Raw genomic sequence first — 26,508 nt, 5'->3', positions numbered from 1 at the left:
CATGATTTTACTTAAGTGGAAATCTTGTATCACAGCAACTGCATAATCACTAATCTGGGTATCCTCCCTATAGCTTAGGTGCTTAGACGCGCAGCGACTTGTCGTCAGATATCGCCCTTGAACAGGACTATTTTTTACTACGATGCAAATTATATCAATCTCTAATTTACCCATTCATCAAATCCAGTATCTGACAGCAGCTTCTGGTGGTATTGGTGTTATTGTGAGATATTTACCAGTTTTATTAGGAGAAGTTGATTATTTACCGAATATTTTAGAGGCAATTACGATTACAAGCGATTTACAAGGAATTGACCCTAAAAATCAACAACTTCTCAGTTATCTTGTCATAGAAGAATTAGAAAAATTGGCAGATATCGGAAAAATACCCTCGCTAAAAAATACAGGTATTATATTAGCAGGTGATTTATATGCAGAGGTCAATAGGCGTAGTGGAGTAGTGGGCGACATCCGAGACATTTGGCACGCTTTTAATGAACAATTTTGTTGGGTGGCTGGTGTTGCTGGAAATCACGATAGTTTGGGAAATACACAAGAAGAAATTCAGGTTTTTAAACAAAATCGGAGTATTTACTATCTTGATGGTGAAATTAGAAAAAATGGTGAGCTTAATCTTGCCGGAATCTCTGGTATTATTGGTAAAAAAAGCAAACCCTTCAGACGTTCTGAGAAAGAATTCATTAAAGCAATTCGGGAACTTATAAAGCAGTCACCAGATATTTTAATATTACACGAAGGCCCAGATTACCCACAAGGTAATTTGGTTGGTCAAGAATCTATCCGCAAGGAGTTAGAAAAAATCAATCTAACTAATAACTTATTAGTTATCTGTGGTCATTCTTATTGGAAAATTCCGACGATCGCTTTAGAAAATGGTATCCAAGTCATCAAAGCCGATAGTCGCGTTATTGTACTTCAGGTGAAGAAATAACGGCTTCATTTGGATCTGCCAAATAAGTGTATGGTTGCATTTTTACAAGAGAATTAATGGCAAATTTGCCTTGATTCTCAGAAGAATAGCTAATTTGCCCAAACTTTTCTTGAATACTTTCCCTCAAAATAGAAGAAGCTAGTTCTTCTACAGATATTTCTTTGAAAGCAGCAGCTTTAATTAGAGATTATTGAGTTTCTTGATTGATGTAAATATTAGTACCAATCATTTTTCACTCTATCTACTTTTTTAGATGATATCAAATATCATCAGCAAAAATTTTAGTCATGTAATGTTGGGTTTCCTTCCTCCAATCAAGTAACGAGATCGGCGATCGCTTCTGATGTAGAAAGTGGGGCTTCAGGTTGATAGCGGATACCTGCTTGCTTGAAGCGGTGTAAAACTTCACCCAAGCGATCGCAATCTGCAATCAAACTTATCCGTACATAACCCTCACCTGCAACCCCAAAGGCATTACCTGGGGTAAGAACAACACCAGTTTGCTGCAATACATTCAAAGCAAAATCTGTGGAACCCATGCCAACGGGACACTTCACCCAAAGATACATTGTCGCCTTGGTTTTGGGAATATCCCAACCCAACTCTCCTAACCCATCAATAAGAAAATCACGGCGGGTACGGTAGCGTTGTTGTACTTCGTGCAAATAGACATCTGGTAGTTGCAAAGCTGTTTCGGCTGCTGTTTGCAAAGCGGCAAAAATGCCGTAATCCAAGTTAGTTTTTAGTGTCCGTAAACCTTGAATTACATGGCGGTTCCCCACCACAAAACCAACGCGCCAACCAGCCATATTGTAGGTTTTAGATAAGGTGTGAAATTCTACACCAATATCTTTTGCGCCGGGAATTTCTAACAAGCTAGTGGGTTGATAACCATCAAAAGCTAACTCGGCATAACACAAATCATGCACCAGCAAAATCTCATATTTGCGGGCAAAGGCGACGATTTCTTCAAAAAATTCGCGGGGTGCGGTGGCAGCAGTAGGATTACTGGGATAGTTGAAATAGAGAATCTTAGCTTGTTTTGCAACCTCATCAGGAATGGCAGCTAAATCAATTAACCAGTCATTTTCTGGTTTGAGAATCAAGCTGTGGATTTTCCCGCCTGCGATCGCTGGGCCACGAAAATGGGCAGGATAAGCTGGGGAAGGAACCAAAACTAAATCACCAGGGTTAACGTAGGCAAGTGCTAGATGGGTTAATCCTTCTTTAGAACCCAGCAATGGCAAAGCCTCACTATCAGGATCGAGAACCACACAATAACGGCGATGATACCAATTGGTGATGGCACGGCGAAAACTAGCAGTCCCCTCAAAGGGCGGATAACCGTGATTGGCGGGATCTTTTAAAGCAGCGATCGCCGCTTCTACAACCGGTGCTGGTGTTGCACCATCGGGGTTTCCCATCCCCAAATCAATTAAATCTAACCCTTGTTCCCGTGCTTTCGCTTTTAGTTCATCTAAACGGGCAAATACATAGGGTGGCAGTTTTTGTATACGTTCTGCTGGGACAATCCAATCTAAACTCATGCTTCAACCTCGTCACTGATTCCCTTGGGCGAAACTCGATTTGTAGTGTCTCTACTATCTATAGGTGCAGTGGTAGAAACCATTGCTGCCATCAACTGTTCTGGCGCGACTTTAAATGGTAGTCGATGGATGTCAGAATTAGGAACTAGAGCAATTTCAGAGGCTGTTTGCAACTCGCCTAATGTTATATTGCCCAATCCCAAATCACTTAATTTTTGGGGTAGTCCAATTTCTGTGTAGAACTTTAACAGCTGTTGTCGTGCCGATGCTGCTAGTTGATTGGCTTGTAGCATTTCTTCTAAACGCAGTTGCACCAAAATTCCAAAAGCGACTTTTTCGCCATGAATACTGCCATGTCCTGAAATATGAGTTAAACCATTATGCACGGCATGGGCAGCCACTGTGCGACACTGCGCCCCTCCAAGTCCTCCAACTACCCCAGCTAATAAAACACTTGCGTCTACCACTTCACGCCAAACTTCACTACCTGGTTCTTTCAATGCGGCGGCTGACTTTTGCAACAATATATCTCGCAAAACTCTTGCTTGTTGCACCGCAGCAATAATTAAAGTGTCTTGCAAATGCCCGCTACTAACCGAGGCTTCATACCATTTAGCGATCGCATCACCAATTCCAGCGACTAAAGTCCGTTGTGGTGCAGTTTTAATCAAGTCATAATCCAGTATCAGTAAATCGGGACAACGAGACAACCCTACATCATAGAGAAACGCTCCATCTTCCGAATAAACATTCGACAAAGCACTCCAAGCGGCACAGGTAGCGCCTGATGTCGGAATTGTCACCACTGGCAATTGTAATTGCTGCGCGAGTAATTTCGCTGTATCTAAAGCTTTGCCGCCACCAACACCGATAATTACATCAGCTTTATGTTCTTTTGCCTTCTTCTGTAAAGATTTCAGGCTAGCTTCACAACAGTCTGCACCATAAGAAGCTTGGACAGGATCTAACTGTTGCGCTTCTAAAACTGGTTGCAAATTCTTTCGGCTGATGGCAAGAGTCGATTCACCTGCCACAACTAAGGGACGACTTCCCAAACAGGCGATTTCTGTTGCGGCTGCTTGCAACACCCCAGAACCACGGATAACTTTTGCTGGGGCAACTGTGAGGGTAAAGAATGAACTAGAGGTTTGAGTAGACAAAGAAGGTTGAGTAGAAATTTGATTAGACATATAATCTAGTTTGCCAAAACCTTGATATTTCTTAATCTAATAGACTTACATTGAAAGATGCTTGTTGCCAAATAGCTACAAACTTGTATCTGACTCAACTAGGTTTTAACCGATATAGTCGCGCCAACTGGTTAAGCCATTTAACGACGTTGCTCGAATCTGTAATGTCCATTAGCCTGAAATTCCGAACTATCAAAGTTTTGAATAACCGTATAATTAGTTAACATTACCACTCTCAGATTCTCAAGAAAAGCGACTGAGAACTGAATCATCTAATAATGGTCATTCCAGCTAGGGATAGGTGCGTCAGAGAAATGTACATTCCCACACGGTTACCCTTAATGCAAAAAAATGTAAAAATGTCAATAGTTGCAATTTAGGATAACAACCTGAGACAGACGCTGCAAGGTATCTGTCTTAAGTGGTCTCGGTGAACCAAGAATCCTCTCTTCGAGACGCTAACGCGAACGCGCCTTTAGGAATAGGAGTGTCAAAAATGTCAGTATCCATTATCCGCACGCTGATTGATCTTTTTCCACAGTAAAATCACGAAAGTGTAAATATCTTAATCTAATAATAACTATTAATGTATCGGTAAATACAAAATAAATTATGTCATTCTGAAAACAAGCATTGGGAATTGGGAATTGGGAATTGGGCATTGGGCATTGGGTATTGGGGAAGAAACTTGTTAAATAATTAATTCCCCCTTGTCTCCTTCACCTCCCCCTGCTCCCTGCTCCCTGCTTCTTTCCCATTCCCAATTCCCTTAAACGTTAGGTTTTGGCAATTGGGCGAATTTGTCTGTGTAAATTTCCACTGTGACTGGTGAATTTTGGTGAGAAACTAGCGATCGCTTGGCCTCACCCAAGTAAACTGGTACAGAAGCCCCTGGTTCCGGGTGAATAATGGTGCGGGCGCGAACTGTCAAATTTTCGTCTTCTCGTGTACCGGAACGACCATAAGAAAAAAGATTACTAGCTGCTTGACGTAAAGTTGCTTCTAATTGTGTGGGTGTAATTTGGGGTGATGTAGCAATCACTGCTTGGTTTGAGCCATTGTCATAGACTAAAGTGTACTTGGTTGCTCCTGGAATCACAGTCCGGCTCAAGGGGACTATTGACAGTCCAAATAAACCACCTGTCAGTACCAGCATAAAGCCAGTCGTACCCACCAGCCGAAAGCGGATGCCCCATTTGAGAATAAAAGCCAAAGCTGTTAAGGCAGCGAATGCCAAGGTAGCGATGCCTGACCATTGGGTGTACTGAAGAAAATTAGCTGTTGTGAGCATAAGGTTGGTTATGGATGCGTCTTTTTTTCGTTACCGACACACCCATTTTACCGAGAGCTTACACCATAAGCGTTATCGTAGTCATTAATGCCAATCAAAATATTGGGTGCGTAGACGCATACTCTTATGGATGAAACAGTTATACAGAGAGTTGACTTGGCTAACGTTCAAAACAGTATTGGCTCACCAGAGACGAGATGGGAATTTTTAGATGTTTGCAGCTTAGTTTGAACACTATCAATAATCTCTAGCCAATCAGCATCTTTGTTCCACTCAGAGCGAATCCTGGTTTTAGTTTCTGCATCGTAGAGGTTACAAAAAACCACATTCTCTTTTCCAGCAATTGCACCAATAATCAGGGGCTTGGAAAAGTCTTGGACTTGGGATATAGCTAAAAGGAAAGTTTTAGCAAAGTTCGTTTCTATACCAGTCCTAACAATATAAACTTCATCCGCTCTAACAACAATATGTAATTTATTGTTTATATTTCCCTTAAATTCTCCTGATTTTAATTTCAGTTCAGATATATACCCAGTTAGCCCTGTTTTGTGGACAGGAATAGTTTGATCGTTATTGATATCGTAGTTATACCACAAGTAAGATTCCCCGTTTAGTTCTCCGCTTTTGACATGCAAATAAATAGGTTCTGGCGGGTTGCAAAGACCTAATTTAATTTCAGCAATCATGTTTTATGTTCCTTGATGAAAGATAAAATTTTTCAGATATTCCATTAAATTGAATATTTTTTAATTGTGCTTAATTAACTGAATAAAAATAATAAATATACAAAAGGGCATCTACAAGAGATGCCCGTCATGCAGGAAAACCCCAAAGGGTTGTCCCTACACCTTCCCAACAATCAGCAACAGTGACTAATTAGGTATTAGTCACACTCACAGACGTGAATATAGTAATCTTATTAACTTCAAACTCTAAACGTCCCCAGTGCATACACGGAAAATGAACTGATGATATTCTAAGTTGCTGTTTGTCATTTCCTCACTAATTTGAACGAGATGTAAACCTGTCTTGTTCGTTATAACGATGTAATACTCCACAAATGGCAGCTAAAACTAACCATGAAAGTACATTCAAACGAAAATCGAAGAGAGTTACATCTACTGTATTCAATAGAAGCCACGCAACAAAAGCCAGAAGATAACTAAAAAATATCAATCTATCTTCTGTATTTATATATTTTGACTTTCGTAGTAATTGAATACCTGTAATCAAAATCCAACCAAGTAAGCCGCAAAATAAAAGAGTACTGGGAAAACCAGTTTCGGCAGATAACATCAAAAAAAAGTTATGGGGATGACCCAGGCCAATGTGCATCTGCGCTCTGTAGAGTCTACCAAAACTGCGTAACCCCCAGCCAGTCCAAGGATGTTCCTGAGCTAAAGACCAGGCAAATCCCCACTGAGTTTTTCGCATTAAAGCGACTGGTCTATTTGGATACATATCGTCATTTAATCTTGCCCAAAAGAAGGCAGGAATTACCTGGCGAAAAAATTGGGCGACTGGCGAGGGAGCAAAAGCTGCCAAAATTACACTAGAAACGATCGCAGCGACACCACCCACAAGAATGCGCCAGCCTTGGTAGAGTGCATAAGCTAAACAGGCAAAAATAGCGATCGCCCACCCATTGCGCGAGTTAGTGAAAATCAAGGCAATGAAATTTGTAATCAGCGCAATGGTTAAGAAGAGAAAGGGGATTGGGGACTGGGGATTGGGAATTGGGGATTGGGGACTGGGTAGTGAATTTTTCCTAATACCTAATCTTCGATTAGCAATAAACAATCGCCATTGTTCTAACCACAAACCTAAACCAAGGATGAAAACTATTGTTAGATAAGCTGCGAAGGTGTTAGCGTGCAAGAAGAATGAGGCTATGCGACCTGGTGGATTTCCTCCGGGTGTGATCGTCCAACTCAATACAACCCACAAAATCTCTAATTTAAAACTCCAGCCTAAAAATAACTGCCCCAAGCCGAGAATTATTACCGGCACCGAACCGATCGCTAAAACCCAAGCCATTTGCCGCAATTGGACAAAGGTTTGAATCAGAGCGCTATGGGCAACGAAAAGTAAAAAGAATGGTAATAAATTAAATAAGCCGAGGAAAGCTGTTGTCTTCTCATCGGCAAATGCAGCACTCACGATCAGCAATGCACTCAAAAGGGCAAATCCCCAGTTGAGGGGGCGGCGATTAATTTTGCGGGATTGTTTCAGCCAAGTTATTAATGAGACAAAACCGATAGTTACAGCCCCCAACAATGGACTCAATGGGAAGATTAACAATGCCCACAGAGAGTAGTTCCAAGAAGATTTCCAACGAGACTTAAAATAGTCAGAAACTTTGTTCAAGCTGGCTCCCAACATTCCTCACGGGTGAGGCGAATTTGAGCTAGGGCGAAAATAGTAGGAATGATCCGACCATAGTTAGTGGCGATCGCTCTCCAACCTAAATCTGCAAAAAACCAAGTCCACATCATGGGCCCAATCACGGCAAACATCGTGCGTGCTGCCCCATAACGAGCAGCACTAACTGTCATACCCCGTTGCGCCATTTGCATAGCTACATAGCTTTGGAATTGCGTTGTAGCTGCTTCTGTGCCTGTAATTGCCGCTTGTCTAGCTACTTCATAAGTAGCAAAGTGGATAGCAAATTGACGGGCAATTTGCTTAAGTACAAGTGGCTGGAGAAGTGAAGTAACCGCGATCGCACTACCGCCTTTGAAAAGCAACCCCAAGGGGTCAGGCTGCAACAAAATTGGTAGTGGTTCTTTTAGTTCTGATTGCACAAGGTGACGCTGCACTCCAAGAGTCAATTTTTGTTTTTCCTGTTCAGGTAATTTTTTCCATACCTGTCCTAGCAGATGCAAAAATACTTCTGCTTCTAAATCAATGGTTGGCAGCTGATGAGAATAGGAAATTTTTAGATACTTACATACTTGAACTAAAGCTTGTCGGTAAGTTACCTGGCCTGTACGTCCCCGTAATACCGTTATCCCATCTGCCGCCAAAAAACGAAAGCGTCCTTCTAGTGAATCTAACCAAGCTTTGCGGTCTTGGCTTTGCACTTCGATAGGTTCGGGTGTATGTACATAGTCTAGGGGATTGAACTTACGACTAAATAGAATTGCCGTTAAATCTTGCAATTCTTCTTCGGTCGCTAACTCTAGCGCCGCCCTCATTTCATCCAATTTCCCTTCCTCCCTTCCATGCAGCTTTCTGTACCTTATTCTACTATTAGCTTTCAGCACTCATTAGTAGTAATTTTGTCCTTTGATAATAACCTAATGACCAATAACCAATGACTAAGGATCTATGGACTCATGACTGATATTGTAGTGATTGGTGCCGGAATGGCCGGTTTAGTCTGCGCCCAGCAATTAAGTCAAGCTGGGTATTCGGTGCTAGTGGTGGATAAGTCCCGTGGTTTGGGAGGAAGACTAGCTACCCGCCGCTTGCATGGAACTTGGGCAGATCATGGGGCTTGTTATCTGAAGCCAAAGGGTGAATTATTTAGACATTTTGTGGAGATATTGCGATCGCGCCATATCCTGGAAGTTTGGACAGAGGAGGTTTATGAACTCACCGCAGGCGCTCCTTTATCTGAACCAAAAAACCGCAGTCCGCGATATGTTGCACCTGCGGGAATGAGTGCGATCGCTAAATCCCTTGCCCCAGGTTTAGAAATATTACTGAATCAGCGTGTCATCGATATTACCCCAACTCCCGAAAATAGTTGGTGCTTGACTCTCGAATCTAGCAACGAAGAATTAACTGCAAAAGCTATAGTCGTTGCCATTCCTGCACCCCAAGCGGTCATGCTGTTAGAACCCTTGGGTGAAAGTGGATTAGATAAAGCCTTTCTTGATAACTTGCGTTCTGTAGAATTTTATCCCTCAATTAGTGCGATCGCTGGATATCCTCCCACATCCCACCCATTCCCTCAGTGGAAAGCCCTAACTTTTGTCGATAATGCTGATTTAGCATGGATTGGTTTGGACAGCAGCAAGCGTTCTAACCCTCAACAACCACATTTTGTAGTCCAAAGTAGCCCTGATTTCGCCCAACGTCATCTAGAAATCCAGGATTTACAACCCGTTGGAGAGCTTATGTTGCAACGAGCAGCTGAATCTCTGTCCCTTCCTTGGCTGAATACTCCTGAATGGATGCAAGTACATCGTTGGCGTTATGCCTTTCCTAGCCGTCCTTGGCACGAAGCTTTTTTGTCTGCCAGAACTCCCTTACCTTTAGTTTGCTGTGGTGATTGGTGTGACGGCAATCTTGCGGAAGGTGCGATGCTTTCTGGATTAGCTGCGGCGGATGAAATTAATCATCAGTTGCGTCATTTACCTTTAGATAATGTGAACTTTCTAAACGTTTTTACCCAATCATTTGATCAGTCGCTAGACTGATTTTGCGCTCTAGCGAGTCTATATTTGTCTGACTTCCTAAATCAATGTGCAACAAATAAGTTTTTTAAACGAAACAAAAATTTTTTCAGCAAACTTCAAGAAAAGTCAGATTGGATTAACCATCGTGCTTGTGAAACACTTCAGCCAACTTGTGAAGTCTCTCGCTGGTTTGGTTAATAGTTTGCAATTTTAATTTTTGAGCTAATTCCACGGCTTTTAGTGGTGGAATTAGCTCAATATTTTTTAAGTATCCTGCTTTTGAAGTGTAAACTTTGACAATTACTAGGTTCAAAGGACATTCCCAGGATATGAGAAAAATAACTACTCTAATGTTAGTCAGTATTACTGTGACTGTCGGACTGGGAGCATTAACACCCAAAGTCACTAATGCCCAACTATTTTATCCACCGGCAAGCGATCGCCATTCATTAATGGTAATTGGTCAAGGGGTAGTGAGAGTAACGGCAGATACAGCCGATATTGAATTGGTATTCAGTAGCGGAAGTAGCAATGATGAGTTAGAAACCCAACCCTCATCTCTACCACAAACCCGCGGCATATCCTCACCCTCCGGGTATGCCTCCGGCACGCCAAAGGCGACCGGCAGTCTGGAACAACAAAACCGGGCTGCCTCACGGACTCTACTCTTAAATTACAAAACAGCAGCAGAATCTTCACCAAGCAAAAAATCCTTAACTAAAGCAACTCTCCAGCCTGTAGTTAATAGCCTAGTTGCCAAAGGGATTAGTACTGATAAAATTCAAGTGCAAATTAGCCCTAATTCCAGTGAAAATAACGCCAAAATACTGGTGAGACTGGAAAAGCCCACACGCGATCGCGTTCAGGAAATTGTTGCTACAGCGAACAAAGCCACGAGCCAACTTGAAAATATTTCCGTCAAGAGTGTGGGCGTTGAGTACGCAGTTAATGATTGTCAGGCTTTGCAGAGTTCAGTTTATCAGTCAGCGATGAAAGACGCTCAAAGCCGCGCTCAGGCTTTAGCAACTGCTATGAGCGTTAAACTTGATACCCCTTCTGTAGCCGAACCATTTTACACATTATTCTATCCCTCATGTAGTTCTAAAACTGGAGTTCCTTTACCCTCATTTGCTAGTTTTTTATTATCGCCAACTTATAATCCCGATGCTCCAGCCGAAGTTGAAATGAAAAAGGATATTTTTGTGACGTATACAACTAAATAAGCATTGAGATTAAGTGTGTCGCACTTTGATTGAGTCACGATTTAAAGTGCGATCGCTTAACATTTATTCAAGAGCGATCGCTACTTTCTAATTAAAAAACTCCAGAAATGTTTGTGACAAATCTGGAGTCAGGAAAGATACGCATTTACCTATACCAAATTTTCACCGTTAGAGCATCCTACGTCATCAGGGTATACACTCAAATACAGTCAATAATGTCTGAGGATTAACTGTTTGCTTTACACAACTTTTCTGTTTGAATAGCATTTACGCACGAATTACGGAATAAGTAACCGCAGTTTTACTTACAACCTAAAGTGTCTCGCGTTGACATACCCGTAACCGGATTTACCCCATCTGCCCTTTGACACATTAGCGACACTTGATAACGGTCAATCAAAGCGTCGGTAAAATCAGCACCAGTGATATCAGCATCGTAAAAACGGCTACTCGTCAAAGTGGCTTCTGTAAAAATGGCATTTTTCAGGTTAGCACTATCCATAGTGACACGATCGACTAAAGCACCTGTCAGATTCGCGCCTTCCAAATTTGCTTTTAACAGAACTCCTTTAGTTAGAATTGCGTTGGTTAAATTCGCTCCTTGAAAATTTGTCCCTCGCATTTCTGCTGCTACAAAAGTTACACCTGCCAAATCAGCATTAGAGAAATCACGATTTTCTAAATTTATATTGTTGTAGTTGATTGTGTTGAGTTGAGCAAAAGCTGGTTTCGGATTAAGTATTATCCAGCAAAATGCCAGTATCAAAATCCCAATCAAACCCAAAAATCGCAGTAAAATCTTTTTCATAACTTTATTATTTGTCATTTGTCCTTTGTCATTAGTCCTTTGTCATTTACCAATGATTAATGACTAATGACTAATGACTAATGACTCTTGACTATTTCCAGTCTTTACCAATCCGAATTGTGAGGTCAGATTCTAAATCACCAATAGCCGCCACCTCAATTTGACCTAAGCCTAAGACTTTTTGCAAATCAACTCCAACTCGCCGATTGCCTTTTTGGACAATAATTTGAGTTTGACGTTGAGTATCTGGCCAATCAGGCACTTTGTAAATTTTAGTAAAGCCTTTCTGTTTAAGATAAGCAATAACTTTTTCAGTTAGCTGAGGTTGATTAGAGGCATTTTGAATAGCAATTTTGAGGTTAGGAACCTGACGCATATCTGGTTTAAGACCAGGTACATTTACCCCAACATAATCATTCAACAAGCTCTGTTGTCCAGTCATATCTAGCCAATAGCTATCAGGGTCTTTGCTAAAGCGGCTAAAAGTACCAGGCAACACCGTCATTTGGAAATTATCTCGATCTAGGTTGAGTCCGAAGTTGACCAACGCCATCATTTCTTCCATCTTCAGGTTGGTATCAAAGTATTTTCGCATCAAGCGAGTTAATTGAGGCAACCGGGGTAAGATGGTAGGACTATTTAAGCGTTGCAGTAGGGCTGCTGTTAGTGCTTGCTGACGCTGCACTCTTGCCAAATCTCCCAAACCTGGTTCGCGGAACCGCACAAACTGTTCTGCTTGTTCGCCGTTGAGGGTTTGCCAGCCACTGACTAAATTAATCGACAGTCGACTGCTAGAGTCTTTATATGCCATTGATTGGGGGACAAAGACCTCTACTCCGCCTAACTGATCGACTAACTGCCGTAAGCCGCTAGTAGAAATACGGATGTAGCGATCGATTGGAGCATTATTTAATGTCCGGCTAACTACCCGTGCCGCCAAGACTGGGCCGCCTTTGGCATTGGCATCAGATACCTTAGTTAATCCCTTTTCTCCCTTTTCGGGGATGGCAATCATCGTATCTTTGGGAATCGAAAGCACCCGTACAGATTTTTCACTAGGGTTAAGCCGTACCATCAGCATGGAGTCGCTTTTGCCAGCAAAGCTTTCTGGTGAACCATCAACAGTACCGTTAACTGGTTCAATCCCCATAATTAAGATATTCATGGGGCGTGAAAGCTGGTACTGGGAAAGTTTACCCCACAACTCCCCTGGTAACGGGATTTTTATCTCGTCTTTAGCATTAGTTCCTGAATCTTCATCTGTTCGATCGAGATTGCTCCACAAAGGAGTCCACAGCGCTAAAGTTGAGACTAGCAGCCCAGATAAGATGATGCCGATGACAATCGTCATAATCCACAACAACCATCGAGGCATGGTTAAGCCAAGTCTCTCGTAAAGCTGATTGGGAATCGCCCCCACTGATTCGACGACGCTACGATTCGGATTGGTTGGCGGGTTTAGTTCGACATCCTCCTCCTCTGAGTCGGCTACTGGCGCTGGCGTTACCTGATTTTCCGTGCGTTGAATTTGGTGCGATCGCACATCAGTTTCAAATTCTATTACTTGCTGAGATGTAACCGGATTTTCTGACCATTCGACTTGTTTTATCACAATTATCTCCCCACTCAACCACTCCCTAAAAGTATGTTAATCCAAGCTACAGATATTGCCAGTGGAAAGGCTCACTGTAAACTTATAATGTTCTTCGGTAGGCGTGTATGACAACATGAATACTTTATTGTTCCCCGTGATCCTTGCTGGTGGTAAAGGTGAACGTTTTTGGCCCCTGAGCCGCAAAGACCGACCTAAACAATTTTTAAGTCTTGATGGTAGCTCTAGAAGTTTATTACAAGCAACCGCCGATCGCTTGTTACCACTCGCGGGCGGGTGGGATTCCTTGTGGGTGATCACTTCTAGTCAGATAGCTGAAGGGGTACGACAACAATTACCCGATCTACCAGTTGAAAACTTACTAATTGAGTCGGAAGGCAGAGACACAGCCGCAGCCGTTGCTTGGACAAGTTTAGAAATCAAACAGCGCTATGGAGAAGACGCTGTTATTGGCTTTTTCCCTGCTGACCACTGGATTGCTGATGAAGAAGCGTTTGCACACACATTAAGCGCGGCTACACAACTAGCAGCAAACACAGCAGCGATCGTTACACTGGGGATAAAACCTACTTTTCCATCAACCGGTTACGGCTACATTGAACAAGGTGAAAAGATAGGTAGCTTTAATGAGTTGCCAGCTTATCACGTCAACCGCTTTACTGAAAAGCCCAACCGTGAAACGGCAGAGACTTTTTTATCTACGGGACGTTTTAGCTGGAATAGTGGAATGTTCGTTTTTCGGGCAGGGGTTGTTCTTAAGGAACTACATACCCATGCTCCAGAAATTATCGAACCTCTAGAACAACAGGGTACTGATATCTATCCCCAGTTGCCTAAGAAGAGTATAGACTATGCGCTAATGGAAAAGACAACTTTAGCATACGTTTTGCCAGTTGATTTTGGTTGGGATGATTTAGGAGATTGGAATGCGATCGAGCGCTTACTTAAAACAGAAGAGAATCCCAATGTGGAACTTGCTACGCACGTAGGGCTAGATACGCAGGGGGCGATTATTTATGCCTCAAATCCAGAGGATGTAGTTGTTACAATTGGTTTAGAGGACGTGGTGATTGTGCGCGATCGCAATGTCACCCTCGTTGTTAAAAAAGAACGTACCCAGGAAATTAAGCAGATCCTTAAAATTCTCCAAAGCGATCCCCGATTTACCGACCTGCTATAAAAGTTAAAACCCTTGGCAGAGGCGAAAAAGTCTATTTTCCGATTATAACTTGACTGTCGGTTATTTAATCTGACAGTTATGGACATTATTAGCTTTGAGCCTCTGGCCAAGACAATGGCAATCGAGTCTATTACCTACCGCTTATCAAAAATATATTTCTCCCTCTAAAGGATTTAGTTGCTGCCACCGCTTATTACACTGTGGGGATTCTTGCTCTAATTACGTCAAACGAATGCTGAGTGAACAGAAACTCCACGAAGCCGTACAATCATCCCTAAAAAGATTCCAAGATTGTGGCGCAGCTAGAAGAACTTTAACCAGTACCAAAGCTAGAGCCAACGGTTGTATTGTCATCCCCTGCTGCTTACCTCTTTAACTCGCTGCGTCTTTGCAGTTATTTACAAAAATGTTCCTCACCCAAACTGTTCCCCGTCAACGAGAAATTCTGGAAGTATTCCTTCGCAATGGTTGGGACTATATGCGAAGGTTACTCACTGGTGGCAAAGCTGATGAACCCCAGTTACCGACACCTGCGGTTTTAAAAAATATCTTGGTAGACTTGGGGCCAGTTTACGTCAAACTTGGTCAGCTAATGTCTACGCGTCCAGATTTACTGAACGCCGCCTACATTGAGGAACTATCAACCTTACAAGACGAAGTACCAGCAGTACCTTGGTCAGAGATAGAAATAATTCTTCGCAAAGAATTAAAACGTCCACTAGCAGAAACCTTTAAGACAGTTAACCCGATCCCAGTCGCGGCGGGATCAATTGCCCAGACACATCGCGCTACATTAGCAGATGGTAGAGAAGTTGCTTTGAAAGTGCAACGTCCGGGAATCGATCTAACTATTGGCCAAGATATTGCTTTAATTCAAGGGATTGCCGATTTAGTGGCGCGGACTGAATTTGGGCAAACTTACGAAATCAAATCCATCGCTGAAGAATTTACCAAAGCCCTAGAAGCCGAGTTGGATTTTACACGGGAAGCAGGTTTTACAGATGAACTGCGGCGCAACTTATCTAAAAGTCGCTGGTTTGATCCCACGCAAATAGTGGTTGCGGAGATTAACTGGGAATTGACCACAGAAAAATTACTAGTGATGGAATGGCTTGATGGTGTGCCATTCTTGTCGGCGGATTTGAACAATAACAATAATGGTAAAGATCCTGCCGTGGAGCGTAAAGAAATAACTACTTTGTTATTTCGGGTATTTTTTCAGCAACTGTATATTGATGGCTTTTTTCATGCCGATCCTCATCCAGGAAACTTGTTTTATCTCAAAGATGGGCGGGTTGCCCTCTTAGACTGTGGCATGGTGGGAAGACTTGATCCCCGTACACAGCAGATATTAACAGAGATGTTGTTAGCGATCGTTGATTTAGATGCTCAAAGGTGCGCTCAGTTAACTTTGCAGCTATCAGATTCGGCTCAACCGGTAATTTTATCACGGTTAGAAAATGATTACGATCGCATGTTGCGAAAGTATCACAATGTCAGCCTGACGCAAATAAACTTCAGTCAGATAATTTATGAAGTTTTACAAGTTGCCCGTAACAATAAAATTAGATTACCTAGCAATATGGGTTTGTATGCCAAAACCATAGCGAATTTAGAGGGTGTAGCGCGGACATTCAACCCAGAGCTTAATTTTTTCGATGAAGTTAAACCATTAATTACAGACTTGTTTCGTCGGCAATTATTGGGCGATAATCCAGTGCGATCGCTATTACGAACAGCCTTAGATATTAAAAGTTTGTCTCTGCAATCTCCTCGCCAAATAGAACTGCTATTAGACCGAGTTACCTCAGAAACCTTACAGTGGAATCTATCGCTACGGGGATTAGATGGCGTGCGGCGCACTATGGACGATGCTGCTAACCGACTCTCTTTTAGTATACTAGTGGGTTCGCTGATTATGGGTGCAGCAATTATATCCACCAGAGCGCAGACAAGCCAGCTATCTTTTTTAAGCACCGCCCTCTTTGCCGTTGCTAGCTTATTAGGTTTGTGGTTAATTATCAGTACATTGCGATCGGGACGCTTACGTTAAAGTCTATGTGTTATGCGTAATGCTCACCAGATGAAATCATGATATGTCACTGGCGAAAATCCCTGCTTTCGGATTTTGAACCACAGTTGAAGAATTCAAGAGTCAAAATTCAATTCTGTTAGCGGATAGCTAAGGTTTAGCCCATTCTGACTCCTGAATTCTGTTTGATAAATAGCGCTAAACACCCATAAATTATGTGTGTTTATCTGTATACATCCGTGGTTCTAATATAAAAAATATGTCAATCATTGTTGCTGAAAATTTGAGTAAATCTTATCCAGTAGCAGTTAAAAGTCCGGGTATTAAAGGTACAATCACCCACCTTTTCCGCCGTACCTACCGCTCAATCAAAGCAGTTCAGGATGTTTCTTTTGAAATTTCCCCTGGCGAAGTAGTAGGGTTTTTAGGGCCAAATGGTGCTGGTAAAACCACTACACTAAAAATGCTCACGGGGCTGATTCATCCTTCTAGCGGTAAAGTCACAGTAGCTGGACAAATTCCGTTTCATCGGAAAGAAGCATTTTTGCAAAAAATTACCTTGGTGATGGGGCAAAAGCAACAGCTAATTTGGGACTTACCAGCACTGGATTCTTTGAGAATTAATGCTGCTGTATACGACATCTCTGATAAAGAGTTCCAACGGCGGGTAGGAGAATTAACAGAGATGCTTTCCTTAGAAGGCAAACTTACCCAACCAGTACGGAAACTATCTTTGGGTGAGCGGATGAAGGCAGAATTGCTAGCAGCACTTTTGCACCGTCCCCATGTATTGTTTTTAGATGAACCGACTTTGGGACTAGATGTAAATGCTCAGGTGGCGGTACGCGATTTTTTGCGCGACTACAATCAGCGTTATCAGGCTACAGTGCTGTTGACGAGCCATTACATGGCTGATATCACAGCTTTGTGTCAACGAGTGCTGTTGATTCATCAAGGACACCTGATGTATGACGGTAGTTTAGATGGACTACTAGAACGTTTTGCCCCTTATCGGGAAGTTCATATCGAGTTAGCTCAACCTCTACCGATAGAAAAACTTATGACCTATGGAGATGTGCAACTCTTAGAAGGGCGATCGGTGCATTTTATGGTATCTAGAGAGGCACTTACTCGCACGGTATCGAAGATTTTGACGGATTTGGAGGTAATTGATTTAACTGTCACGGAACCGCCCGTAGAAGAAGTAATTGGACGAGTTTTTCAGGCAGGTGTTGTGTAGTACGATGCGATCGCTGCCAGAAATAGAGTTGCCGAGAGGAGAATACACCATAGATGAAAAAATTTATTAGAAAAGCTCTAACTTTGCTGGCAGTATACTACGCCTATATGGTTGAGTACCGAGCAGAACTAATCTTATGGGTTTTGGCTGGATCTTTGCCGATTATCCTTATGGGTATCTGGATACAGGCAGCACAAGGTGGGCAATTTGGACTATCACCTGTGGATTTTGCCCGTTACTTTATCACGGTTTTCGTTGTCAGACAATTAACAGCTGTTTGGGTAATTTGGGACTTTGAAAAAGAAGTAGTAGAAGGTAAGCTTTCGCCCAAGTTGCTACAACCACTCGATCCAGTCTGGCATCATGTTGCGGGGCATATTTCTGAAAGATTTGCTCGGCTAATGTTTGCTTTTTTATTAGTGGCATTATTTTTTATTCTTTATCCCCAAGCTTTTTGGGTACCAAGTTTGAGTAGATTTTTGCTGTTTACATTGGCTGTGGTGCTAGCTTTTGCTTTGCGGTTTACGATTCAGTACACCTTTGCCATGTTCGCCTTTTGGACAGAACGGGCTACTGCTTTAGAAAATTTTTGGTTGTTGTTTTATCTATTTTTATCTGGTTTGATAGCACCTTTAGAGGTTTTTCCAGAATCTGTGCGGCAAATAGTTATGTTTACGCCTTTTCCATATTTAATTAATTTTCCTGCGAGTCTTTTGGTAGGGCTACCCGTAGATATAGGGCGGGGATTTTTATCAATGTTCGCTTGGCTATTAATGTTTTTGGGTGCGAATCGTTTGTTGTGGCGTGCAGGTTTGAAGCGATATTCTGGCATGGGAGCATAAACAATTTATAATTTCTAATTCAAAATTAGGATCTTTGCCATCCCAGATTTTGGCTAAGTTGAGGTAATTTAAAACTTTCTTGATAAAAGAAAGATATCTCGAAGTTTGACATATCCCACCTCGCAATTTGCCAAACTCAAAGAAGTTCTATGACTTCAAATGATTTGCCGTAATTAATCTAAAGTATTGACACTTTTAATTCCCTGCTGAATTGCCTTTAATTTATCTAAATCAGCAATTTGAGAGATTTATGGCATGAGTTACAATCCCTCTTTGCCAAATTTTATCTGATTTTACCCAATTTTCGGGTGCGAGGCTGATTAATCGTTTGGTGCTAATATATGCTGCTCTAGCCATAAGGGATGTTGATGACCATAGTTTTAGTTTATGGCTAAAGTGGCAATATCTACGATGGGTTAAGTCTATGCACTAATGTACTTTACTAGAGATTTATTTTATAAATTACTTGGTATTGTCTTAAACTTTTCTGCTGTCCCCAAAGAATAATCTTCTAACTTAAAATCAGCAAAAGGCTTTTTCTCTAACCTATCCCGTAGTGCTTCATCAAGAATTACACCTGCGGATTGCTTTTTTACACCAATGATTATAATACTTCTCTGATATTTAGTTAAATCCTGATTTGTCTGACAATCACTCCGTTGAAATTGTCCCAAATTTAAGATTCGATAACGTTCAACACTTGGTGTATTAATAAATATTCTTTTTACTAAAAATTGAATTTGTTTAGAACGTTCTAGAGCCATTCGCTCTTGAACTGCTATATTACCTTTACAAGAAATACCTACAGATATAATCTCAGTGGGAGATTGCATTATATTCTGTATTCCTTCTTGTTCTAAGTTCAGTTTTAAAAGGTCTAGACTAATAATTTCATCATTATATTTAATCTGGAAATTGCTACCTAGAAGCCATTTATATTTTAGTGATAAAACAGCGATATTAAATTCGGCGGATTTCCCATTTCTATCTCTACCCTCTTGATAAGAAAAATAATCCATATTACCTCTTTTGTCAGGAGATTGACCATAATTTGACCTCACAATAAATTGTGAGTTTCGCATTGCTAAAGCCACCATACTAAGTAATCCTAATATCACTAAAAGGACTGCAAAAAATTTTAGTAGTGGTACTTCATCTAGCTCTTTCTGTGGCGATGACAAAGGTTTAGGAATTGGCGTTGACAACTGTTCCGTGTTTAAATTGATTACTAAATTAATATTTTCAGGAGTAGTTTCTGTTAGCTGACTTTGAATAACAGGGTGTGAAGGAATATTATTTTCTGGCTCTTGCTCTAACGGCAGAGAGCTTGGCTCTAAATCCTCTACTTCTAAAAGTGGCTCCCGTTTAGGTGGGGTTGAATCCTCAGATGAGGATAACTTTTTGCTTTCTTCAATTTGTTCTAGGCGCTGTAAAATTTCTTGGGCATTAGCAGGACAATTTTTTATATCTGGTGCTGTTAGCCAATCAATTAAATTTAATAGTAAGGGTGAGATATCGATGGCATGATTTTGCCAGTGCAATACATTTTGCTGAACATCATACATATCTAAAGGATGGTGTCCCGTTAGCAAAAATACAAAGGTGCGTCCCAAGGCAAAGAAATCTGATTGCGGTACTGCTTGACCATTCATTTGTTCTGGAGCGCTGTAGCCAGATGACATAAGTGCTGTCATCCCGTCGCCGTTGCTAAGTTGGTTTTGGTCAGTTCTATCAATTTTTGTGGCGGTGCCAAAATCAATCAGTACTAAATCCCCCCAATCCTTGCCAATGGGGGATCTAATCATGATATTAGATGGCTTAATATCTCGATGCAGGTATTTTTTACCATGCACTAAATCCAAAATTTCTACTAATTGTTTTAACCAAGCTAGAGCTTGTTCTTCGGAAATGGGGCGATTCTGCTGCTGTAGCCACTGTTCTAAGTTGTACCCGTCGATTTTTTCCATTGCAATGCAATGCAACACTAAACCATTTCGCGTTTGATACTGGAAGTAACTATCTTCCTTGGGAATACCGGGATGTTGGAGTTGTTCCAGTACAGTTACTTCTTGCTGAAATAGTTTTACTGCTTTGGCGTTACCTGATAAATCCTCTTTAAGGATTTTGAGGATTTTAGGGGTATCTTGTTCATAAGCTTTATAAACTTTACTAAACCCCGTTTTGTCACTCAACAGGCATGTCACCCGATAACGCCCTAGCAATTCCAAATGGGAACCACAACTTTGACAAAAGCGATTTTGTTCATTATTCGGATGATTTGGTGTAGGGCAAACGGGGTTGATACAAAGGCTCATGAGTGGTTTATCCGTACTTTAACAGTTATCAGTTATTAACAGGATTTACGCAAAGAATAGCCAAAACCCTGATTTTCAGGTAGGGGAAATTTATAAATTTCCCCTAAGCATCTGTAGTTTTGGGTAAGTCCTAATTATTTATCAGTAACCAATGAATGCTGATGACTGATAACTAATAACTGATTTAAGAGGAGCGTAGCCGCTTATTGCTAAACATCCCTCCTATTAATTCTTCTGTTGCCGGATGATAATCCCGTCTAATAATAATGAGATTTTCTATCTGTGTTCTGCCAAGAAAGCTGCTACAGTTTGGTTAAATGTCTCTGGTTGTGTCAAAAATGGCCAATGATTGCCAGTAACTTGGCAGATGCGTAATTTTTTGAGAGAGGTTTTGTAGGGTTGGATTTGCCAATCTTGGCGATTCAGTCCTTGTTCTGGTTGGATAAAGAGAGCATGTGTATCAAGGGGAATTGTAAAACCAGGCACTTGCATGACTGCTTCAAAAATCCCATCGCGGGCGGCGATGGTAAATTTGCTACCCCAACTACCATCGGATTTTTGTTCTATTGCTGCCCGGAAAACTTGCTGCTGTAAGGAACTCCATCCTTGATATTGCTTTAACTGCCGTGCTTGTTGTTCGGCTTCTTCATAACTGGCAAAAGGGCCCATGCTTTTAAGAAAGGGTAAGAAACGATACAACATGGGAAAAGTTAGCCTGAGAAGGCTAGGCATTTTCCAGATGAAAATTGGATCGACTAGAATTATACTCCGCAAACGCTTTGGGTTTTGTCTGGCCCAGATAGCGGCTAATTTACCTGTCCACGAATGACTGACAATATGGGCAGATGTCCATCCGAGACGATCCATAAGTGCTTCAAGGTCTGCGATCGCACTTTCAAAAGTATAATCTCTCTCAGGCTTAGTACTTTCGCCATGTCCGCGCATGTCTGGGGCGACTATGTGGTAGTCTGTCGCTAAGTAATCTCCTAAACTAGACCACACTAGAGCATGGTCGCCTAAGCCGTGTAACAATAGTAAGGGTTCTTGACCTTGGCTCCATTCTAAGTAAGAAAGTTGGATATCAGGCTTTGATAAAGTTTGACGTACAGGCATCATTGCACATCCACCAATGAAGAGATAGTTTCGCGTTTATATAGTACTGCGAAACAAGCTGGAGGGAGGGCAAAGATAGGGCTTTACAGCTATAACCAAGCCTTGTATATTCTTCCCAATTTTAACTTTTATCGGCTCTCAAACTACTTGGGTGCGATCGCGCATTTGGAGTCAGAGTAATTAAATCGTCTATATTCCGTTTCATTGTGGCGCAAATCGTATCTAGAGGTAAGTCGTTAGGATCGTAACCAAAGGGGTTTTCTATCTCCAAGCCGATTGCTTCAATTCCAAATACTGTAAAACCAACTAAAGCCGAAATTAAACCCGTCCACCAACCCAGAGTCGCCACTATTTGAAAGGGTAGCAGTAAACAATATAGTAACAATAATTGCTTCAGATGAATGGCATAGGCTAATGGCATAGGTGTTTTTAAAATTCGTTCACAAGCACCTAAATTATCTACAAGATTGTTTAATAATTCTTGCATAGATGTTAGCTGATAACTATTAAGGCAATTGCGATGATACTGCTCCTGTAAATAATCTCCTATCCAAAAGGCAACCTCTATGGGAGGATTATTCATAATCTTCAGTTTGATATACTTACTAGATGGCATTAAATCTTCTAACTCGCTATTGACTGGTTCTTCACGCAAATGTAATTTAGTTGTGACAGCAAAAGCTACTAATAAATTTAATGCTGTAATTTTATTTTGTTTATCTTCTGGAGATATTTCGTCAATCGATACCCAAATTTGTCGAGCTAGATTTCGGATGTTATTTACTAGAGATCCCCAGCATTTTCTCCCTTCCCAGAATCGCTCATAAGCAGTATTTGTCCGAAATACAAGTAATAAACCTAAAACAATACTAGGAATAACATTTGCTAAAGCGGGTTGGGATACACCCAATTCAAAATGATAGAGTATCGAAATCAAAAAACCGAAAGCTCCGCACACTAGGATATGCTTGTAAATTGCTTTAACAACCGAACCTTTAAATTGCAATGTTGTACGTAGCCATGTGATTTTTTTGGCTGTCATGCAGTCACCCCAAGATAATATTTAGTGAATCAATAGATTAAATATCGATACTTTAGAAATAATAACTATATAAATAGCACAATTGGTAAATAGGATATTTCTAGGGTGAAAATGACACTTGATTGGTTGTCACCGGCAGAAGATGATGTTTCGCTTGCTTGACAAAATCCTAAGTATCTATAACCCTAACAGTATAAATTCGATAGGCTCCTTGGTCAAGCCATAACTCCAAGCCCAGCATTTGTTCGTAGAATTCTGTAGAGGCATTGAGATTATGGGTGTAAAAGAAGGTAATTTGCTGTTCGATTTGCGGATGAGTAGCCATAAATACATTTGAGTATATACCCCAACGACATATAGCGATCGCATAGGTCAAAATTAATTGATGTTAGAAACCTGTTACTACTCCAGAATGCCTTAAGTGCATCTGGAGTTTCTTTTTGGAAAATTGCGATGTCTACGACAGGCTGCGCCTACGCAATTTTCCAAATCATCCTGTTAAATAAAAAAATGGAACAACGTCTAGGTAAAGATGCTAGCCGTCAACCAAATTTCGCCGGCTTTGACATAAACCTAACCCCCCAGCCCCTTCCCTATAAGGGAAGGGGAGTAAGATTCTAAGCCTCTCTCCTTTGAAAAGCTACGGTGTACACACAAGTCTTTTAGAGTTGCCCCACAGCGTTTAGATCCCCCCAACCCCCCTTAAAAAGGGGGGCAAAAACCTCTCAAAGTCCTCCTTTTTAAGGAGGATTTAGGAGGATCTTCAAGGATTTTGGGTTTGTACAGAGATGTGTGTACACCGTAGCCTTTTAAAAGAGAGGAATGGAAGTGCGGTCAAACTGTATTGCATCCATATATTCAAACAGGAGTTAAAACAGGTTGAAAAGGTTGTAATAAAATACCCAAGATTTTATCAACTTCTTTAATATAGTACTCAGTCGAATCTATATAAACAGTTGTCTCTTCTAAAAATAAAAATTTCCAGTTAGTTCCACTAGTAACCGAGCCATAAATTCGCCCGACTTCATTACCTTGGTTTTGATTAAACAACTGCGCTGCAATCATTGCTGCTACACATTGACCAAGACCGCCGATAATATCTTCTTTTTTCGCCTCAAAAATAAACATTACCGGAGCAGAAATAAATAATTGCTCCTGGGAATTGCTGATAATGTAATCGCAAAAACCTTGCAAGCCTTGAGTTGCATCAACATTAAATTCATTGCCAGAGAATAGGGAGATTTGATTATTTAATAAACGTCTGACCTCTGCCAGAATTGGTGCAATTAAAAACTCTGATCTTGCTTTCTCGGTTGAAATTGCAGTTGCTAAAGGAATGTAATCTATTAAAATCGTTCTAAGAGTTTCTGATGGTGTAACAGGTTTTGTATCAGCAAATAAATTATGAGTTTCATCGAGTGTTAAGTCAAAACTCTTTTTCACCTTAGCGAGACTAAAATCGCTGTATGCCATCCTTTTGCCTTGTGATTATCTATTTTGTCTATTCCATATTGATACAAGACAAGGGGACAAGGGGACAAGGGGACGGGGGGACGGGGGGACGGGGGGAGTATGCTTTATTGACGAATCACCCAAACAGAAGGGTTGTTAATCATGCTCACCAATCCTCCGAGAACTTGGTTATAAAGTCCATACAATTCTCGGCCTTGTTCTAAATCTAAATAGTTACATTTAACCGCAAACTTAAGCCAGACTTGAGTTTCTGCCGCCTCTGCTTCACAATCATTCAGTTTAGCGACAAAGGCTGCCTGATATCTTCGCTTGCGCCAGGCTTCAGCTAAATTAGCACACACAGAGCGAGATGATCGGCGAATTTGGTCAGTTAAGGAATATCGCTCCTCAACAGGAAATTTTTTCGAGATTTCAAATATTTTCATCGCTGCGGAGAACGCCAGCTGATAAACCTCTAAATCTTCATGAGTCTTGATAGATTCTTTTCCCATCCCTTGTCCCCTTGTCCCCTTGTCCCCTTGTCTCTTATTCCCTCTTACCTTGATTCGCCAACTCTTTCGCCCTCGCCTGGGAATCAAACTTTAATTTATTATCCCACTGCTGTGCTTTGCCAAACTTTTCCACAGCGCCATCAATATCATAATTTCGCGCTAGCTTCTCACCTTGGATGACTAACACTGTCGCACCTTGCGCCTTACGTGATGGAGTTTGGCACGATCGCAACTCTTCTAACACTTCTGGATGGCCAATGAAATAATTATTCAGCAATTTGCAACCACTGAGTAATAAATTATCGAAATCCAAATCCCATAAAATTATTGTTTTGTCAGTACTTGCAGAAGCTAACTGTTGTCCATTGGGGCTGTAGGCGACGCTAATGACCCAACTGCTATGACCAGTCAGGGTTTTGAGGAATTTACCACTGCTGACATCCCAGATTTTAATGGTGTTGTCAGCACTAGCAGAAGCTAACTGTTGTCCATTGGGGCTGTAGGCGACGCTAATGACCCCACTGCTATGACCAGTCAGGGTTTTGAGGAGTTGACCACTGCTGACATCCCAGATTTTGATGGTGTTGTCAGTACTTGCAGAAGCTAACTGTTGTCCATTAGGGCTGTAGGCGACGCTAATAACCGACTCGCTATGACCAGTCAGGGTTTTCAAGAGTTGACCACTGCTGACACCCCAGATTTTGATCGTCTTGTCAAAACTAGCAGAAGCTAACTGTTGTCCATTAGGGCTGTAGGCGACGCTATAGACCTGACTGCTATGACCAGTCAGGGTTTTCAGGAGTTGACCACTGCTGACATCCCAGATTTTGATGGTGTTGTCCCAACTAGCAGAAGCTAACTGTTGTCCATTGGGGCTGTAGGCGACGCTATTGACCGCACTGCTATCACCAGTCAGGGTTTTGAGGAGTTGACCACTGCTGATATCCCAGATTTTGATGGTGTTGTCAGTACTTGCAGAAGCTAACTGTTGTCCATTGGGGCTGTAGGCGACGCTAATAACCGACTCGCTATGACCAGTCAGGGTTTTCAGGAGTTGACCACTGCTGACATCCCAGATTTTGAGCATCTTGTCATCACTTGCAGAAGCTAACTGTTGTCCATTGGGGCTGTAGGCGACGCTATTGACCGCACTGCTATGACCAGTAAGGGTTTTCAGGAGTTGACCACTGCTGACATCCCAGATTTTGAGCGTCTTATCATTACTAGCAGAAGCTAACTGTTGTCCATTGGGGCTGTAGGCGACGCTAATGACCACATTGCTATGACCAGTCAGAGTTTTGAGGAGTTGACCACTGCTGACATCCCAGATTTTGATGGTGTTGTCCCAACTAGCAGAAGCTAACTGTTGTCCATTGGGGCTGTAGGCGACCCTATAGACCCAACTGCTATGACCAGTCAGGGTTTTGAGGAGTTGACCACTGCTGACATCCCAGATTTTGATGGTGTTGTCAGCACTAGCAGAAGCTAACTGTTGTCCATTGGGGCTGTAGGCAACGCTATAGACCTCACCGCTATGACCAGTCAGGGTTTTGAGGAGTTGACCGCTGCTGACATCCCAGGTTTTGATCGTCTTGTCCCAACTAGCAGAAGCTAACTGTTGTCCATTGGGGCTGTAGGCGACGCTAATGACCACACTGCTATGACCAGTCAGGGTTTTCAGGAGTTGACCACTGCTGACATCCCAGATTTTGATTGTTTTGTCATAACTAGCAGAAGCTAACTGTTGTCCA

At 41.7% G+C, this 26,508-nt stretch carries 24 protein-coding genes; 8 read left to right on the top strand and 16 right to left on the bottom strand.

Annotation, left to right across the window (positions count from 1 at the left end; translation table 11 throughout):
* The first annotated feature begins 142 nt into the window (after positions 1 to 142).
* Positions 143 to 952, top strand: a complete 810-nt coding sequence (locus V7K38_RS09675) for a metallophosphoesterase family protein (RefSeq protein WP_334857340.1) — start codon at positions 143 to 145, stop codon at positions 950 to 952.
* A 314-nt stretch (positions 953 to 1,266) separates the two neighbouring features.
* Here the strand turns inward: V7K38_RS09675 and V7K38_RS09670 are convergent, their stop codons facing one another.
* From V7K38_RS09670 to V7K38_RS09645, 6 genes are all read right to left on the bottom strand, one after another.
* A complete protein-coding gene (locus V7K38_RS09670) occupies positions 1,267 to 2,499 on the bottom strand; it encodes an aspartate aminotransferase (RefSeq protein ID WP_334857339.1) in 1,233 nt (410 codons plus the stop codon).
* Entirely contained in the window at positions 2,496 to 3,689 is a 1,194-nt protein-coding gene (locus V7K38_RS09665; RefSeq protein ID WP_334857337.1) for an iron-containing alcohol dehydrogenase family protein, read from the bottom strand. The genes V7K38_RS09670 and V7K38_RS09665 overlap by 4 nt, the downstream gene beginning before the upstream one ends.
* 769 nt (positions 3,690 to 4,458) lie before the next feature.
* A complete protein-coding gene (locus V7K38_RS09660) occupies positions 4,459 to 4,980 on the bottom strand; it encodes a Ycf51 family protein (RefSeq protein ID WP_334857336.1) in 522 nt (173 codons plus the stop codon).
* A 167-nt stretch (positions 4,981 to 5,147) separates the two neighbouring features.
* Complete coding sequence (locus V7K38_RS09655) at positions 5,148 to 5,666, bottom strand: hypothetical protein (protein WP_334857335.1); 519 nt, start codon at positions 5,664 to 5,666, stop codon at positions 5,148 to 5,150.
* Between the two features lie 316 nt (positions 5,667 to 5,982).
* Positions 5,983 to 7,362 (bottom strand): O-antigen ligase family protein, encoded by a 1,380-nt coding sequence (locus tag V7K38_RS09650; RefSeq protein WP_334857333.1) that lies wholly within the window; start codon positions 7,360 to 7,362, stop codon positions 5,983 to 5,985.
* Positions 7,344 to 8,186 (bottom strand): YaaW family protein, encoded by an 843-nt coding sequence (locus V7K38_RS09645; RefSeq protein ID WP_334857332.1) that lies wholly within the window; start codon positions 8,184 to 8,186, stop codon positions 7,344 to 7,346. Before V7K38_RS09645 ends, V7K38_RS09650 begins: the two co-directional genes overlap by 19 nt.
* A gap of 132 nt (positions 8,187 to 8,318) precedes the next feature.
* Here V7K38_RS09645 and V7K38_RS09640 point away from each other — a divergent pair, with 132 nt between their 5' ends.
* Positions 8,319 to 9,407 (top strand): NAD(P)/FAD-dependent oxidoreductase, encoded by a 1,089-nt coding sequence (locus V7K38_RS09640; protein WP_334857330.1) that lies wholly within the window; start codon positions 8,319 to 8,321, stop codon positions 9,405 to 9,407.
* Positions 9,408 to 9,522: 115 nt separating this feature from the next.
* Here the strand turns inward: V7K38_RS09640 and V7K38_RS09635 are convergent, their stop codons facing one another.
* Complete coding sequence (locus tag V7K38_RS09635; protein WP_334857328.1) at positions 9,523 to 9,699, bottom strand: hypothetical protein; 177 nt, start codon at positions 9,697 to 9,699, stop codon at positions 9,523 to 9,525.
* A gap of 37 nt (positions 9,700 to 9,736) precedes the next feature.
* On the opposite strand from V7K38_RS09635, the gene V7K38_RS09630 reads away from it, so the two are divergent.
* Positions 9,737 to 10,609 (top strand): SIMPL domain-containing protein, encoded by an 873-nt coding sequence (locus V7K38_RS09630; RefSeq protein WP_334857327.1) that lies wholly within the window; start codon positions 9,737 to 9,739, stop codon positions 10,607 to 10,609.
* A 301-nt stretch (positions 10,610 to 10,910) separates the two neighbouring features.
* On the opposite strand, the gene V7K38_RS09625 is transcribed toward V7K38_RS09630, so the two are convergent.
* Together V7K38_RS09625 and V7K38_RS09620 are read right to left on the bottom strand one after the other, a co-directional pair.
* Positions 10,911 to 11,417 (bottom strand): pentapeptide repeat-containing protein, encoded by a 507-nt coding sequence (locus tag V7K38_RS09625; RefSeq protein ID WP_334857373.1) that lies wholly within the window; start codon positions 11,415 to 11,417, stop codon positions 10,911 to 10,913.
* A gap of 91 nt (positions 11,418 to 11,508) precedes the next feature.
* Entirely contained in the window at positions 11,509 to 13,029 is a 1,521-nt protein-coding gene (locus V7K38_RS09620) for an LCP family protein (protein ID WP_334857326.1), read from the bottom strand.
* 115 nt (positions 13,030 to 13,144) lie between these two features.
* Between V7K38_RS09620 and V7K38_RS09615 the strand changes: the two genes are divergently transcribed.
* The 5 genes from V7K38_RS09615 (at position 13,145) to V7K38_RS09595 (ending at position 18,323) form a co-directional block, all read left to right on the top strand.
* Positions 13,145 to 14,209, top strand: a complete 1,065-nt coding sequence (locus V7K38_RS09615) for a mannose-1-phosphate guanylyltransferase (RefSeq protein ID WP_334857324.1) — start codon at positions 13,145 to 13,147, stop codon at positions 14,207 to 14,209.
* A 94-nt stretch (positions 14,210 to 14,303) separates the two neighbouring features.
* The gene (yidD, locus tag V7K38_RS09610; protein ID WP_334857322.1) at positions 14,304 to 14,585 is read left to right on the top strand and encodes a membrane protein insertion efficiency factor YidD; all 282 of its coding nucleotides are present in this window, start codon (positions 14,304 to 14,306) and stop codon (positions 14,583 to 14,585) included.
* A 30-nt stretch (positions 14,586 to 14,615) separates the two neighbouring features.
* Entirely contained in the window at positions 14,616 to 16,262 is a 1,647-nt protein-coding gene (locus V7K38_RS09605; RefSeq protein ID WP_334857320.1) for an ABC1 kinase family protein, read from the top strand.
* A 238-nt stretch (positions 16,263 to 16,500) separates the two neighbouring features.
* A complete protein-coding gene (locus V7K38_RS09600; RefSeq protein ID WP_334857318.1) occupies positions 16,501 to 17,481 on the top strand; it encodes an ABC transporter ATP-binding protein in 981 nt (326 codons plus the stop codon).
* Between the two features lie 53 nt (positions 17,482 to 17,534).
* On the top strand, positions 17,535 to 18,323 hold the full coding sequence (locus V7K38_RS09595) for an ABC transporter permease (RefSeq protein WP_334857316.1): 789 nt from the start codon (positions 17,535 to 17,537) through the stop codon (positions 18,321 to 18,323).
* A 455-nt stretch (positions 18,324 to 18,778) separates the two neighbouring features.
* On the opposite strand, the gene V7K38_RS09590 is transcribed toward V7K38_RS09595, so the two are convergent.
* The 7 genes from V7K38_RS09590 to V7K38_RS09560 form a co-directional block, all read right to left on the bottom strand.
* A complete protein-coding gene (locus V7K38_RS09590) occupies positions 18,779 to 20,638 on the bottom strand; it encodes a serine/threonine-protein kinase (RefSeq protein ID WP_334857314.1) in 1,860 nt (619 codons plus the stop codon).
* 276 nt (positions 20,639 to 20,914) lie between these two features.
* Entirely contained in the window at positions 20,915 to 21,751 is an 837-nt protein-coding gene (locus V7K38_RS09585) for an alpha/beta fold hydrolase (RefSeq protein ID WP_334857372.1), read from the bottom strand.
* A gap of 121 nt (positions 21,752 to 21,872) precedes the next feature.
* Positions 21,873 to 22,793: a bestrophin family protein gene (locus V7K38_RS09580; RefSeq protein WP_334857312.1), complete on the bottom strand. Its 921-nt coding sequence runs from the start codon at positions 22,791 to 22,793 to the stop codon at positions 21,873 to 21,875.
* Positions 22,794 to 22,962: 169 nt separating this feature from the next.
* Entirely contained in the window at positions 22,963 to 23,118 is a 156-nt protein-coding gene (locus V7K38_RS09575; protein ID WP_334857310.1) for a hypothetical protein, read from the bottom strand.
* A gap of 533 nt (positions 23,119 to 23,651) precedes the next feature.
* Positions 23,652 to 24,266, bottom strand: coding sequence for a hypothetical protein (locus tag V7K38_RS09570; RefSeq protein ID WP_334857308.1), 615 nt, complete (start codon positions 24,264 to 24,266; stop codon positions 23,652 to 23,654).
* Positions 24,267 to 24,370: 104 nt separating this feature from the next.
* A complete protein-coding gene (locus V7K38_RS09565; protein ID WP_334857307.1) occupies positions 24,371 to 24,757 on the bottom strand; it encodes a four helix bundle protein in 387 nt (128 codons plus the stop codon).
* A 34-nt stretch (positions 24,758 to 24,791) separates the two neighbouring features.
* A partial coding sequence (locus V7K38_RS09560) for a WD40 repeat domain-containing protein (protein WP_334857306.1) occupies positions 24,792 to 26,508 on the bottom strand: 1,717 nt, incomplete at its 5' end.

Source organism: Nostoc sp. (assembly GCF_036917465.1).
GTDB lineage: Bacteria > Cyanobacteriota > Cyanobacteriia > Cyanobacteriales > Nostocaceae > Nostoc.
The sequence above is the reverse complement of the archived record's forward strand: the minus strand, read 5'-3'. Positions and strand labels throughout refer to the sequence as shown.

What these genes read in the sequence shown, in the direction of transcription:
- V7K38_RS09675 (WP_334857340.1), top strand. Translation starts at nt 143, where the DNA reads ATGCAAATTATATCAATCTCTAATTTACCCATTCATCAAATCCAGTAT.
- V7K38_RS09670 (WP_334857339.1), bottom strand. Translation starts at nt 2,499, where the DNA reads ATGAGTTTAGATTGGATTGTCCCAGCAGAACGTATACAAAAACTGCCA.
- V7K38_RS09665 (WP_334857337.1), bottom strand. Translation starts at nt 3,689, where the DNA reads ATGTCTAATCAAATTTCTACTCAACCTTCTTTGTCTACTCAAACCTCT.
- V7K38_RS09660 (WP_334857336.1), bottom strand. Translation starts at nt 4,980, where the DNA reads ATGCTCACAACAGCTAATTTTCTTCAGTACACCCAATGGTCAGGCATC.
- V7K38_RS09655 (WP_334857335.1), bottom strand. Translation starts at nt 5,666, where the DNA reads ATGATTGCTGAAATTAAATTAGGTCTTTGCAACCCGCCAGAACCTATT.
- V7K38_RS09650 (WP_334857333.1), bottom strand. Translation starts at nt 7,362, where the DNA reads ATGTTGGGAGCCAGCTTGAACAAAGTTTCTGACTATTTTAAGTCTCGT.
- V7K38_RS09640 (WP_334857330.1), top strand. Translation starts at nt 8,319, where the DNA reads ATGACTGATATTGTAGTGATTGGTGCCGGAATGGCCGGTTTAGTCTGC.
- V7K38_RS09630 (WP_334857327.1), top strand. Translation starts at nt 9,737, where the DNA reads ATGTTAGTCAGTATTACTGTGACTGTCGGACTGGGAGCATTAACACCC.
- V7K38_RS09625 (WP_334857373.1), bottom strand. Translation starts at nt 11,417, where the DNA reads ATGAAAAAGATTTTACTGCGATTTTTGGGTTTGATTGGGATTTTGATA.
- V7K38_RS09615 (WP_334857324.1), top strand. Translation starts at nt 13,145, where the DNA reads ATGAATACTTTATTGTTCCCCGTGATCCTTGCTGGTGGTAAAGGTGAA.
- V7K38_RS09605 (WP_334857320.1), top strand. Translation starts at nt 14,616, where the DNA reads ATGTTCCTCACCCAAACTGTTCCCCGTCAACGAGAAATTCTGGAAGTA.
- V7K38_RS09600 (WP_334857318.1), top strand. Translation starts at nt 16,501, where the DNA reads ATGTCAATCATTGTTGCTGAAAATTTGAGTAAATCTTATCCAGTAGCA.
- V7K38_RS09595 (WP_334857316.1), top strand. Translation starts at nt 17,535, where the DNA reads ATGAAAAAATTTATTAGAAAAGCTCTAACTTTGCTGGCAGTATACTAC.
- V7K38_RS09590 (WP_334857314.1), bottom strand. Translation starts at nt 20,638, where the DNA reads ATGAGCCTTTGTATCAACCCCGTTTGCCCTACACCAAATCATCCGAAT.
- V7K38_RS09585 (WP_334857372.1), bottom strand. Translation starts at nt 21,751, where the DNA reads ATGCCTGTACGTCAAACTTTATCAAAGCCTGATATCCAACTTTCTTAC.
- V7K38_RS09580 (WP_334857312.1), bottom strand. Translation starts at nt 22,793, where the DNA reads ATGACAGCCAAAAAAATCACATGGCTACGTACAACATTGCAATTTAAA.
- V7K38_RS09575 (WP_334857310.1), bottom strand. Translation starts at nt 23,118, where the DNA reads ATGGCTACTCATCCGCAAATCGAACAGCAAATTACCTTCTTTTACACC.
- V7K38_RS09570 (WP_334857308.1), bottom strand. Translation starts at nt 24,266, where the DNA reads ATGGCATACAGCGATTTTAGTCTCGCTAAGGTGAAAAAGAGTTTTGAC.
- V7K38_RS09565 (WP_334857307.1), bottom strand. Translation starts at nt 24,757, where the DNA reads ATGGGAAAAGAATCTATCAAGACTCATGAAGATTTAGAGGTTTATCAG.